Consider the following 12262-nt stretch of genomic DNA (forward strand, 5'->3'; position numbering starts at 1 on the left):
CGGGTCGAGCCTCCGCGATGCCGTCTCGGCACTGCCTGGCAGTGTCCCCCTGCGAGCAGCACGCCGCCCGAGAGGAAATTTTGAACTAGAAGAGTCTCCCACAGATGCCCCACCCCTGCAACCCGGGCGTGTCGCGCCGGAGGGCTCCTTCGCGAGCACGTCGTGACGGACCGTGGGAGCCGGTCGCTCCGATCAGCAGCGCGGGCCGGAGGGCCTCCCCCGCTACTCGAAGAGCAGCGCCCGGACGGCGGTCTCGGCCGACGCGGGGCGCGACGCGTCGATGGTCTCGCCGGCGCGGAAGTGGTCCAGCAGCCGCGGGTCGACGTAGCTGGCGCGGGCGACCGTCGGCGTGTTCCCGAGCACGTCCGAGGCGTCGCGCATCGCCTGGGCGATCGCGGAGTTTCGAGCGCGCTGCGTGGCCCGCGGGCCCGACTTCGCCAGGCTCAGCGCGGCCGCGACCGTGCCGTGCAGAGTGCGGAAGTCCTTCGCCGTGAAGTCGTCGCCGGCGCGCTCGCGCACGTAGTCGTTGATCTCGGGCGCCGAGACCGGCCGCCACTCCCGCCCGTCCTTCCAGGCGAGCAGGCGGGCGTTCGGCCCACGACGCTTGAGAGCACGGACGACGCGCGAGAGGTCGTGGTCGAGGATCTCGCTCGTCCACGCCTGATGGCTCTTCCCGGGGAAGGCGAGGGCGACCCGGTCCCCGTGGGTCGTGGCGTGCGCGCACAGGAGCGTCGAGAGGCCGATGCTGCCGTGCTCCTTCGCGTACCTCTCGCTGCCGACGCGGAGCGATCCGGTGTCGAGCATCCGGAAGGCGGTGGCCAGCGCGCGCTCGCGGCTGGGTCCGTCCGAGCGGAGGGCGATGGTCACGGCCCGGCGCGCCCCCGGCAGGGCCTCCGCGAGCCGCAGCGCCCGGTCGAACTTGATCCGGTCCTTCTGCTCGCGCCAGGTCGGATGGTAGATGTACTGGCGGCGGCCGGCGGAGTCGACACCGGTGGCCTGGATGTGCCCGTTGGGGTACGGGGCGATCCAGACGTCCGTCCAGGCCGGCGGGATGCCGAGACGGTCGAAGCGCGCGCGCAGCTCCTTGTCGGCGACGGTCGCGCCCTTCGGGTCGCGGTAGCTGAAGCCGGAGCCCGCGCGCACCCGGGTGTAGCCGCGCCCGCTCGAATCGGTCCTACGGAGTCGTCGCGCGCGAGTGTCAGCCATCGATCCGACGATAGGACGGCGGATCCGAGGCCCGCACCCGCTTGACGGCGGGGACGAGCAGTCGGTCGGCAGCCGCTACTCGTTGCCGATCCGCTTGTCGGCCTGGCGCTTCAGGTCCTCGATGCGGTCGTCGTACTTGCCGTTGGTGAGGCGGCTGGCGATCTCGCCCGCCTTCTCGAGGGTCTGGTCGGAGACCTGCTCGGCCTTCTCGCTCCGCAGCGCGTCCTGGGCCTTCCGGCTGTTGAGCAGTTCGCCGGCCTGGCGTCCGAGCTTCCCGAGATCCACGATGATGCCTCCTTGTAAACGCGCACAGGGCGGCGCGTGCCTCAGTGTGGCGCTCCCGGCTGGGGGAACGGTGCGGGCGCGCCGGTCAACCGGCCAGTGCGATCACCTGCTCCGCTGCGTCTGCCAGGGCGCGGCCGTAGGAGGGACCGTGACCGGCGGCGTGGACGGCGAGCGGGTGCAGCTGGTGGAGTGGCACCCGCTCCTCGTAGCCGGCCCCCAGCGGATGCTGGTCGCGGTAGCCCTGGAGGACGGCGTCGAGGTGCGGAGCGCCGAAGAGGGCCAGCATCGCCAGATCGGTCTCGCGGTGTCCCCCGTGAGCGGCGGGGTCGATCAGGACGGCGCCGTCCGCCGTCCAGAGCACGTTGCCGGTCCAGAGGTCCCCGTGGATCCGGGCGGGCCCCGCACCGTCGTCGAAGGCTCCGGCCGCCACCCGGCCCAGAGCCTGCTCGACGAGCCGCGACTCGGCTGCCGTGAGGTTGCCCGCCTCCACGGCGGGGCCGAGGAACGGCCGCACCCGCTGCTCCGCGTAGAAGCGCCCCCACGAGTCGTCCGGGCGGCACGGCATCTCGCGGCGGCCGATGTAGGCGGGGCCGGTCCATCCCGGGGGCGGCGCTCCGAACGCCGCGGCTCCGGCGTCGTGCGTCCGGGCGAGCGCGGCGCCGAAGGCCCGAGCCGACTCGGCGGAGGGTCGCGCGGAGCGGATCTCCTCCAGCTCGATGCGCCCGGGCGACACCCTCTCCACCCCGACACAGCGCGCACCGCCGTCCGCCTCGCGCAGCCAGTCCAGGCCGGCCGCCTCCCACTCGAAGAACTGCGGGAGGGCACGGGGGTCGCTCTTCACGAAGGGCATGCCGCCACGCTAGCCGGGCGTCCCCGGGAACGACGAGAGGGGCCGCCCGCCGAAGCGGACGACCCCTCTCGAGAGATCGGTAGGACGGACCTACTTGATGATCTTGGTGACCGTACCGGCACCCACGGTGCGTCCACCCTCACGGATGGCGAAGCCGAGGCCCTCCTCCATGGCGATCGGCTGGATCAGCGCGACCGTCATGTCGGTGGTGTCGCCGGGCATGACCATCTCGGTGCCCTCGGGCAGCGTGATGACGCCGGTGACGTCGGTGGTGCGGAAGTAGAACTGCGGACGGTAGTTCGCGTAGAACGGGTTGTGACGCCCACCCTCATCCTTGGACAGGATGTACGCGGTGCCCTCGAAGTCCGTGTGCGGCGTGACCGAACCCGGCTTGACGACGACCTGGCCGCGCTCGACGTCCTCGCGCTTGGTGCCGCGGAGGAGCAGACCGCAGTTCTCGCCGGCCCAGGCCTCGTCGAGCTGCTTGTGGAACATCTCGATTCCGGTGACCGTGGTCTTCTGCGTCGGGCGGATGCCGACGATCTCGACCTCGGAGTTCAGAGCGAGGGTTCCACGCTCCGCACGGCCGGTGACGACGGTTCCACGACCGGTGATCGTGAAGACGTCCTCGATCGGCATGAGGAACGGCTTGTCCTTGTCGCGCACCGGGTCCGGGATGGACTCGTCGACCGCGTCCATCAGGTCGAGGATCGACTGGGTCCAGGTGTCGTCGCCCTCGAGGGCCTTGAGGCCGGAGACGCGCACGACGGGGGCGTCGTCGCCGGGGAAGCCCTGCGACGAGAGGAGCTCGCGGACCTCGAGCTCGACGAGCTCCAGGATCTCCTCGTCGTCCACCATGTCGGCCTTGTTCAGCGCGACGAGGAGGTAGGGGACGCCGACCTGCTTGGCGAGGAGGACGTGCTCACGGGTCTGAGCCATCGGGCCGTCGGTGGCGGCGACCACGAGGATCGCGCCGTCCATCTGGGCCGCGCCGGTGATCATGTTCTTGATGTAGTCGGCGTGACCCGGGGCGTCGACGTGCGCGTAGTGGCGCTTCGGCGTCTCGTACTCGACGTGCGAGATGTTGATCGTGATGCCGCGCTGGCGCTCCTCGGGAGCGGAGTCGATCGACGCGAAGTCACGCTGGACGTTGGTCGCGGACGGGAACTTGTCCGCCAGAACCTTCGAGATCGCCGCGGTGAGCGTGGTCTTTCCGTGGTCGACGTGACCGATGGTTCCGATGTTGACGTGCGGCTTGGTCCGCTCGAACTTGGCCTTAGCCACTGTGGGTCCTCCTCAGGACTTAGGTGCAAGCATCCGCATCCGGGCGGCCGCACGGGGCGGCACGAGGACAGGAGGACTTGCGGGGGTTTTGTGTACGTATGTTACCGGCAGTGGTCGTGCGGCCGTCCCGCTGCGACAGGGGGCGCGCTGCACTCGGCAGCAAACCCGCACGACACTACCAGGCCGCCGCCGTTCCGGGGAACGGCGACGGCCCAGGGGCGGAGCTACTCGCCCTTGTTCTTCTGGACGATCTCCTCGGCCACGGCCTTGGGGACCTCGGCGTAGGTCTCGAACGTCATCGAGTAGACGGCGCGGCCCGAGGTCTTCGAGCGCAGGTCTCCGATGTAGCCGAACATCTCGGACAGCGGGACGTTGGCCCGGATGACCTTGATGCCGGTGGCGTCCTCCATCGACTGGATCATCCCGCGACGCGAGTTGATGTCGCCGATGACGTCGCCCATGTACTCCTCGGGAGTACGGACCTCGACGGCCATGAGCGGCTCGAGGAGGACCGGCTGCGCCTTGCGCGAGGCCTCCTTGAACGCGATCGAGCCGGCGATCTTGAACGCCATCTCGGAGGAGTCGACGTCGTGCGCCGCTCCGTCGACCAGGGTCGCCTTCACGCCGACCATGGGGTAGCCGGCGAGCACGCCGACCTGCATGGCGTCGCGGATGCCCGCGTCGACGGAGGGGATGTACTCGCGCGGGACGCGGCCACCGGTGACGCCGTTGACGAACTCGTAGGTCTTGTCGGCCTCGACCTCCATCGGCTCGATGGTGATCTGGACCTTCGCGAACTGGCCGGAGCCACCCGTCTGCTTCTTGTGGGTGTAGTCGTACTTCTCAACCGTGCGGCGGATCGTCTCGCGGTACGCGACCTGGGGCTTGCCCACGTTGGCCTCGACGTTGAACTCGCGCTTCATGCGGTCGACCAGGATGTCGAGGTGCAGCTCGCCCATTCCCTTGATGACCGTCTGACCGGTCTCCTGGTTCTGCTCCGTGCGGAAGGTGGGGTCCTCCTCCGCGAGCTTCTGGATCGCGGTACCGAGCTTCTCCTGGTCCGCCTTCGTCTTGGGCTCGATGGCGACCTCGATGACGGGCTCCGGGAAGGTCATCGACTCGAGCACGACCTGCGCGGCCGGGTCGCTCAGGGTGTCACCGGTGGTGGTGTCCTTGAGGCCGATGACGGCGTAGATGTGGCCGGCGGTGACCGAGTCGACCGGGTTCTCCTTGTTGGAGTGCATCTGGAAGATCTTGCCGATGCGCTCCTTCTTGCCCTTGGTCGAGTTGATGACCTGGGCACCGGAGTCGAGCTTGCCCGAGTAGACGCGGACGTAGGTCAGGCGACCGAAGAACGGGTGCACGGCGACCTTGAACGCGAGCGCCGAGAAGGGCTCGGTCGAGTCCGCGTGGCGCATGATGACCTTCTCCTCGTCGCGGACGTCGTGCGCCTCGATGGCGGGGACGTCGAGCGGGGAGGGGAGGTAGTCCACGACAGCGTCGAGCATCGGCTGGACGCCGCGGTTCTTGAACGCCGAGCCGCAGAGCACCGGGTAGATCTCGGAGTTGACGGTCATCTTGCGGATGGCGCCCTTGATCTCCGCGACGGTGAGCTCCTCGCCGCCGAAGTACTTCTCGAGCAACTCGTCGGAGGTCTCCGCGACGGTCTCGAGGAGCTTCTCGCGGTACTCCGCCGCCTTGTCGGCGAGGTCGGCCGGGATCTCCTCGATCTCGTACTTCGCGCCGAGCGCGACGTCGCCCTTCGAGTCGCCGCGCCACGTGAGCGCGCGCATCTCGACCAGGTCGACGACGCCCTCGAAGGAGGACTCCGCGCCGATGGGCAGCTGGATGACCAGCGGCTTCGCGCCGAGGCGCTTGATGATCGTGTCGACCGTGTAGTAGAAGTCGGCGCCGAGCTTGTCCATCTTGTTGACGAAGCAGATGCGCGGGACGTCGTACTTGTCGGCCTGACGCCAGACGGTCTCGGACTGGGGCTCGACGCCCTCCTTGCCGTCGAAGACGGCGACGGCGCCGTCGAGGACGCGGAGCGAGCGCTCGACCTCGACCGTGAAGTCGACGTGACCGGGGGTGTCGATGATGTTGATCTGGTTCTTGTTCCAGAAGCAGGTCGTCGCGGCGGATGTGATCGTGATGCCGCGCTCCTGCTCCTGCGCCATCCAGTCCATCGTCGCGGCGCCGTCGTGGACCTCGCCGATCTTGTGCGTGATACCCGTGTAGAACAGGATGCGCTCGGTGGTGGTGGTCTTGCCGGCATCGATGTGGGCCATGATGCCGATGTTGCGGACCTTGTTCAGGTCGGTGAGCACATCTTGTGCCACGGAGTTCCTCCGATAGGTGATGGAGCCAGCGCACCGGGTTCATGGCCGAATGGCTGGGATTCTGGTGGTGGCGGTCGCCCGGTCGCGGGGATCGGGCGATCCGCCGCCGGGACCGGGCCCGCAGCGGTGACGCCGCGGGCCCGGTGGTCGCGGTCGCCCGGAGGCGGCCGCGGGGTGCGCTACCAGCGGTAGTGCGCGAAGGCCTTGTTCGACTCGGCCATCTTGTGGGTGTCCTCGCGACGCTTGACAGCGGCGCCCAGACCGTTCGACGCGTCGAGGATCTCGTTCATGAGACGCTCGGTCATCGTCTTCTCGCGACGGGCCTTCGCGTAGCTGGTGAGCCAGCGGAGCGCGAGGGTGTTGGCGCGGTGGGGCTTGACCTCGACCGGGACCTGGTAGGTCGAGCCACCGACGCGGCGGCTGCGGACCTCGAGGGTCGGGCGGACGTTGTCGAGCGCCTTCTTGAGGGTGACGACCGCGTCCTGGCCGTTCTTGCCGGCGACGCCCTCGAGGGCACCGTAGACGATGCGCTCGGCGAGGCCCTTCTTGCCGTCCAGGAGGATCTTGTTGACGAGCTGGCTGACGATGGGGGCGCCGTAGACGGGGTCTGCGACGACGGGGCGCTTGGGAGCGGGGCCCTTACGAGGCATTACTTCTTCTCCATCTTCGCGCCGTACCGGCTGCGAGCCTGCTTGCGGTTCTTGACGGCCTGGGTGTCCAGGGCGCCGCGAACGATCTTGTAGCGGACACCGGGGAGGTCCTTGACGCGACCGCCGCGCACGAGCACCATCGAGTGCTCCTGCAGGTTGTGGCCCTCGCCGGGGATGTAGGCGGTGACCTCGGTGCCGTTGGAGAGCTTCACGCGGGCCACCTTGCGGAGGGCCGAGTTCGGCTTCTTGGGCGTGGTCGTGTAGACGCGCGTGCAGACGCCGCGCTGCTGGGGGTTGGCCTTCAGGGCGGGCGCCTTGGTCTTGGTGACCTTCGGCGTGCGTCCCTTGCGGACCAACTGCTGAATCGTTGGCACTGGTTTTGCTCCTTGAATGCTGCACGGTGACAGCGGATCGATGGTCGACATTCGGCCCTCCCGTCTCCGGGAACGGCCGAGTTCATCTGGACCCGACGCACCCCGCGGCCCCGCGAGCGGGACCGGGAGGGTGAGGGGTATGCCGTGGGGGCCGCCCGATCGGACGAACCCGCGGATCCTCGCGGACCCGGTAGAGCGAAGTGCGGCGACCGCATCGACCCGGAGGCACGACACGAGCGCACGGCAAAGCGCACACCCGAAGAATATTACGGGGAGTGACGGGGCCGGTCAACCGAGCGGCGTTCGCCCTGGGAGATGCCGCAGCGCCGCGCTGAGCCGCGCCGGGACTCCGTCGTCACTCCCGCTCGTCGCCCTCCCAGCCCCAGTGGGGGCTGCGGCCGCCGGCGTCGCGACGGGCCAGGAGCAGGAGGAACACGAGCTGGACGGCCGCCGCGAGCACGCCGGTCGCGATCGCGAAGACAGTGGGGGCGTGGTCGAGGATCCAGCCGAGGATCTCCCCCGGCTCCTGGCGGCCGAGCCCGTAGAGCGCTCCGCCGGTGAGGAGGAAGAGCAGGTAGACGACGACCCCGGTCAGCAGCGACGGGCCGAGGACGCGGTGGACGGCGGGACGGGCGGCGAGGGTCACCATCGCGACCAGCACGGCGACGACGCAGACCGCCACCGAGACCGGCCCCAGCAGCGGGCCGGCGTCGCGCTCGGGCACGACGTCCTGGTCCAGTAGGAGGCTGAGGACCCCGAACGCGCAGACGACCAGGGCGAGGTAGAGGAACGCGGCGAAGCCGGCCAGCGCGAGGCCGTAGCCCAGGCCGGCTCCGCGGCCCTGCCCCTGCCCCTCCGGAGTCACGACTGCGCGGCCGCTTCGCGCTCGGCGTTGCGGCGCTTGACGCCTCGGGCGCGGCCCGCGATCGCGGCGCCGCCCCAGACGCTCGCCTCCCGGCCGAGGACGCCGGCGGCGAGGACCGCCGCGAGGACGGCGGGATCGCGGACGTAGTCGAGCGCGAGGGAGCGGTCGATCGGCAGGGCGAGCGGTCCGACGGCGCTCCAGCCGCCGACCAGCGCGGCCGCGGCCGTGAGGAGGGCGACGAGGAAGCCGCCGAGGACGTAGGCCCACCAGCCCGCGCGGTTCACGACCAGCACGATCAGCGCCAGGCCGACCAGGAACGCGGCCACCGGGGCGAGGAAGAGCGCGGTCGGTGCCGCGTCCAGCGCGAGGGCGACCGGGTCGCCGCCGACGCGGTCGACGAGGAGGCGGATCGCCGTCAGGGCGACGAGGTACAGGACGGCGAAGACCGCGGTCGTCAGGAGGGCGAGCGCGAGGCCCGCGAGACGGTTGCCGGAGCGCCGGACCGGCTCGGGCTCGGCCTCGACCGGCCCGAGGGCGCTGGGGGCGGACGCCGCGACGACCGGGGCGACGGGCTCGACGGTCGGCTGCCGGCCCGTCACGGGTTCGGGCCAGACGTACTCCCGGGTCGGCTGGGGTCCGGTTCCGCCGGACGTCTCGGTCGCGGAGGGGATCCGCGTGGTCTCGGCGTCGCTGCTCCAGGTCACCCGGACAGCATAGGCACGCCTTCCGCCGCGCCCGGTGCGCCGCGCGGCTCCCCGTCGACGGGGGACAGCGCCGACCGTCTACTCGAGCGGGTGGAGGAGGCGGTGCAGGAACTGCCGCGTGCGCGGCTCGCGCGGCTCCCGGAGGATCTGCGCAGGGGCGCCCCGCTCGACGACCACGCCGTCGGCCATGAAGACGACCTCCGAGGCCACCTGCCGGGCGAACTCGAGCTCGTGCGTCACGACGAGCATGGTCCAGCCCTCCCCCGCCAGCTCCCGCATCAGCGAGAGCACGTCGCCGACCAGCTCCGGGTCCAGCGCCGAGGTGGGCTCGTCGAAGAGGAGCAGATCGGGCCGCAGCGCGAGCGCCCGGACGATGCCGACGCGCTGCTGCTGACCGCCGGAGAGCTCGAAGGGGTAGGCGCTCCCCCGGCCGCCGAGGCCGACGCGCTCGAGCAGGCGCTCCGCCTCCGGGACCACCTCGGACGCGGGACGGCGCTGCACTCGCAGCGGCCCCTCCGTCACGTTCTGGAGGACGGTCAGGTGCGGGAAGAGGTTGAAGTGCTGGAAGACCATCGCGGAGTGGTCGCGCAGCCCGGTCAGCGCCTTCCGTCCGACGCCGCGGTCGAAGTCGAGGACGCTGCCGTCGGCGAGCTCGACCACCCCGCCGTCCGGCACCTCGAGGCTGTTCAGCGAGCGCAGGACGGTGGTCTTGCCCGAGCCCGAGGGCCCGATCAGGGCGACGACCTCGCCGCGGCGGATCTCCAGGTCGATGCCGCGCAGCACCTCCACCCCGCCGAACGACTTGCGGAGGCCGCGGGCCGTGAGCACGGGCCGCGCGTCGGTCGGAGTGTCAGCGGGCGACATAGCGGTCCAATCGCTTCTCGAGCAGGCCCTGGCCGCTGGAGAGCACCAGGCAGATGAGCCAGTAGATCAGAGCGGCCTCGAGGTAGAGGAGCATGAACTCGCTCGACGCGGTGGCGATCTTCTGCGCCTGCCGGAAGAGCTCGGTCACCAGGATGAGGGAGGCCAGCGAGGTGTCCTTCACCAGCGAGATGAAGGTGTTCGACAGCGGCGGGACGGAGACGCGCGCGGCCTGCGGGAGGATGATGCGCCGCAGCGAGAGCGAGCGGCTCATGCCGATCGTGTGCGCCGCCTCCCACTGCCCCTTCGGGACGCTGAGGATCGCCGCGCGGATCACCTCCGCCGCGTAGCCGCCCACGTTGAGGGCGAACGCGATGGTGGCGCTGGGCCAGGGGTCGATCTTCAGTCCGAGGCTCGGCAGCCCGTAGAAGATCACGAACAGCTGCACCAGGAGCGGCGTGCCCCGGATGACGGAGATGTAGGCGCGCGCGATCCAGGAGAGGATCCGCACCCGCGAGAGCCGCATCAGGGCGACCGCCAGCGCGAGCACGAGCCCGATGGCGAAGCTCGCCAGCGCGAGCGGGATCGTCCCGACGATGCCCCCGGAGAGGATCGGCCAGAACGACCGGAGGACGAGGTCCATTGTGTTCTCCCGCCTTCGCGGGAGGATCCGCGGTCGGCTCGATCGGGTGGTGGCGTCGGGGGCGGATCGTCTCCGCCTCCTGGGGAATGCTGGCACGCTTCTCGCCGGGGCGGGCGCCCTTGCGGGCGGACCCGCTGCCTGAGCCGCTCCGCCGCTCCCCCGCGTCGGGGCCGCTCACGCACGAGACGGCCCCTCCCGGAAGGGGAGGAGCCGCCTCGGGGTGGGGCTACTGGGAGACGTCGGCTCCGAAGTAGCGCTCGGAGATGGAGGCGAGGGTGCCGTCCTCGCGCAGCTCGTCGAGGGCGGAGTCGACGGCCTCGACGAGGTCGTCCGAGCCCTTCGGGAAGGTGAAGGCGCTCTCGGAGGTGTCGTCGGTGGTGACGGCGACCTTGAGGCCCGCGGCCTGGTCGGGGTAGGTCGTGGACCAGTCGAGCCAGGTGAGGCGGTCGTTCACGGTCGCGTCGACGCGGCCCTGCTCGACGAGGGCGATGGCCTGCGCCCAGCCCTCGACGCCCTCGACCTCGGCGCCGTTCTCCTGCGCGACGGTGTACCAGTTGCTCGAGAGCGACTGCGCGGTGGTCTTGCCGGAGAGGCCGGCGAGGTCGGTGATCGAGGTGTCGCTCGAGGGGACGATCACGACGCCGGGGCTGACCGAGTACGGCTCCGAGAAGTCGTACTTCGCCTCGCGCTCGTCGTTGATCGAGACCTGGTTCGCGATCACGTCGAAGCGCGCTCCGTCCAGGCCCGCGAACATCGCGTCCCACTGCGTCTCCTGGAAGTCGGGCTCGACGCCCAGCTTCTCGGCCACGGCGGTGATCACATCGACGTCGTAGCCGGTGAGGGCTCCCGTCCCGCCGTCGGCGTGGAAGGAGAAGGGCGGGTAGGTGCCCTCGGTGCCGATGGTGAGCTTCCCCGAGTCCTCGACCTCGGCCAGAGTCAGGCCGGAGCTGGCGGAGGCGGTGCCCTCGCCGCTCGAGCCGGAGACCACGTCGTCGGTCGAGGCGGGCGCGCAGCCGGCGAGGACCAGGGCGGCGGCGGCGGCGGTCGTGCCGAGCAGGACGCGCAGGGAGGTGCGGGCGGAGAGGGTCACGGTGTTGTCCTTCGGTGCATCACGGAGTCGTGGCGGTCCCGCTGTGCCGGATGCGGCGCGGGGATCGACGAGGGGACGGGTCGTCCCGGGGCGGACCGCTGCTCGGCGGAACCGCCCGGAGTGACGATAACCAGTGGAGGGGGCGGCCCTATTCCCGGATGTCGCCGTGTGACGCCGGGAGTCCGGCCAGGAAGTGCTCGGCACCGGCGACCTCGTCGCTCGTGAGGCCCGCCGCCGACTCCGGACGCACCAGGTGGAAGGGGGTGCTCTGCTCGCGGGCCCAGTCGTAGGCGTCCTCGTGGAGGTTGTCGTCGATCCACACCACGGCGTCGATCGCGCCGCGCTCGGCGGCCGCCTCCAGCCACACCGCTACGGGCTGGAGCTTGCCCGTCCGGCCCGGGAACCGCGGGTCGCGCGGGAGGCCGCCGTCGAAGACGATCGCCTCCGTACCCGCCGGCAGCCCGAGGTCCTGGGCGAGGACCCGCGTCAAGCGCGGCGGCCAGGTCGTGGCCCACACGATCGTGCCGACCGCGGCCAGGCGGGCGACGAGCGCCGCCCGCTCCGGCTCGAGCTCCAGGCGGTGCGAGCCCGAGGCGCGATCGCTGCGGACGGAGGGGTTCAGGACGCCGTCGACGTCGAGCAGGATCAGGGCGGCCATGCCTGTCACCGTAGCGGCGGCGGGGCGGATCGCGCGAGGAGCGCTAGCGTGACGGGATGCCTCCGTCCCTCCTGCTGCCGGGAGGCCGCACAGCCGTGCTGGGGCCGGATCCCGTGCGGCCGGAGGCGCTGCTGCTCACGGTCGACGGCGCGGAGCAGTCGCTGATCGATCCGGGCGATCCCCGGGCTCTGCACCTCGAGTACCTCGCGCGCCTCGGCGCGGTGGTCGACGCCGCCGCCCCGCCCGGCGAGCCGCTGCGCGTGCTGCACCTCGGAGCCGGAGCCCTGGCCCTGGCCCGCTACGTCGCCGCGACCCGGCCGGGCTCCGAGCAGCTCGCGGTGGAGAGCGCGGCGGGACTCGTGGAGTTCGTGCTCGAGCACGCGCCGCTCCCCCGCGGCGCGCGCGTCCGACTCCTCACGGCCGACGCCGCAGGGCCCCTGCCGCCCTGGAGCG

General features: G+C 71.1%; 13 protein-coding genes. All 13 read right to left on the reverse strand.

Going from position 1 to position 12262, the window contains the following annotated elements; genetic code table 11:
• Positions 1-222: 222 nt before the first annotated feature.
• Positions 223-1206 (reverse strand): DNA topoisomerase IB, encoded by a 984-nt coding sequence (locus C5C55_RS10970; protein ID WP_104233920.1) that lies wholly within the window; start codon positions 1204-1206, stop codon positions 223-225.
• A gap of 75 nt (positions 1207-1281) precedes the next feature.
• On the reverse strand, positions 1282-1491 hold the full coding sequence (locus C5C55_RS10975; protein ID WP_159939075.1) for an antitoxin: 210 nt from the start codon (positions 1489-1491) through the stop codon (positions 1282-1284).
• An 85-nt stretch (positions 1492-1576) separates the two neighbouring features.
• Complete coding sequence (locus C5C55_RS10980; RefSeq protein ID WP_104233921.1) at positions 1577-2341, reverse strand: fructosamine kinase family protein; 765 nt, start codon at positions 2339-2341, stop codon at positions 1577-1579.
• A 90-nt stretch (positions 2342-2431) separates the two neighbouring features.
• The gene (tuf, locus tag C5C55_RS10985; protein WP_104224570.1) at positions 2432-3625 is read right to left on the reverse strand and encodes an elongation factor Tu; all 1194 of its coding nucleotides are present in this window, start codon (positions 3623-3625) and stop codon (positions 2432-2434) included.
• Between the two features lie 224 nt (positions 3626-3849).
• Entirely contained in the window at positions 3850-5964 is a 2115-nt protein-coding gene (gene fusA, locus C5C55_RS10990) for an elongation factor G (RefSeq protein WP_104224571.1), read from the reverse strand.
• A 179-nt stretch (positions 5965-6143) separates the two neighbouring features.
• On the reverse strand, positions 6144-6614 hold the full coding sequence (gene rpsG, locus C5C55_RS10995) for a 30S ribosomal protein S7 (protein ID WP_068251443.1): 471 nt from the start codon (positions 6612-6614) through the stop codon (positions 6144-6146).
• Entirely contained in the window at positions 6614-6988 is a 375-nt protein-coding gene (gene rpsL, locus C5C55_RS11000; RefSeq protein ID WP_011186743.1) for a 30S ribosomal protein S12, read from the reverse strand. The genes rpsG and rpsL overlap by 1 nt, the downstream gene beginning before the upstream one ends.
• Positions 6989-7343: 355 nt before the next feature.
• A complete protein-coding gene (locus tag C5C55_RS11005; RefSeq protein ID WP_104233922.1) occupies positions 7344-7853 on the reverse strand; it encodes a DUF6121 family protein in 510 nt (169 codons plus the stop codon).
• Positions 7850-8557 (reverse strand): hypothetical protein, encoded by a 708-nt coding sequence (locus tag C5C55_RS16620; protein WP_181067840.1) that lies wholly within the window; start codon positions 8555-8557, stop codon positions 7850-7852. The genes C5C55_RS11005 and C5C55_RS16620 overlap by 4 nt, the downstream gene beginning before the upstream one ends.
• 78 nt (positions 8558-8635) lie before the next feature.
• Positions 8636-9421 (reverse strand): amino acid ABC transporter ATP-binding protein, encoded by a 786-nt coding sequence (locus C5C55_RS11015; protein ID WP_104226760.1) that lies wholly within the window; start codon positions 9419-9421, stop codon positions 8636-8638.
• Positions 9408-10061, reverse strand: a complete 654-nt coding sequence (locus C5C55_RS11020; protein WP_104224574.1) for an amino acid ABC transporter permease — start codon at positions 10059-10061, stop codon at positions 9408-9410. The genes C5C55_RS11015 and C5C55_RS11020 overlap by 14 nt, the downstream gene beginning before the upstream one ends.
• Positions 10062-10287: 226 nt before the next feature.
• Positions 10288-11151, reverse strand: coding sequence for an amino acid ABC transporter substrate-binding protein (locus C5C55_RS11025; protein WP_374953121.1), 864 nt, complete (start codon positions 11149-11151; stop codon positions 10288-10290).
• Between the two features lie 148 nt (positions 11152-11299).
• Positions 11300-11809, reverse strand: a complete 510-nt coding sequence (locus C5C55_RS11030) for an HAD domain-containing protein (RefSeq protein ID WP_104233923.1) — start codon at positions 11807-11809, stop codon at positions 11300-11302.
• Positions 11810-12262: the final 453 nt, after the last annotated feature.

Source organism: Rathayibacter sp. AY1C2, assembly GCF_002931195.1.
GTDB lineage: Bacteria > Actinomycetota > Actinomycetes > Actinomycetales > Microbacteriaceae > Rathayibacter.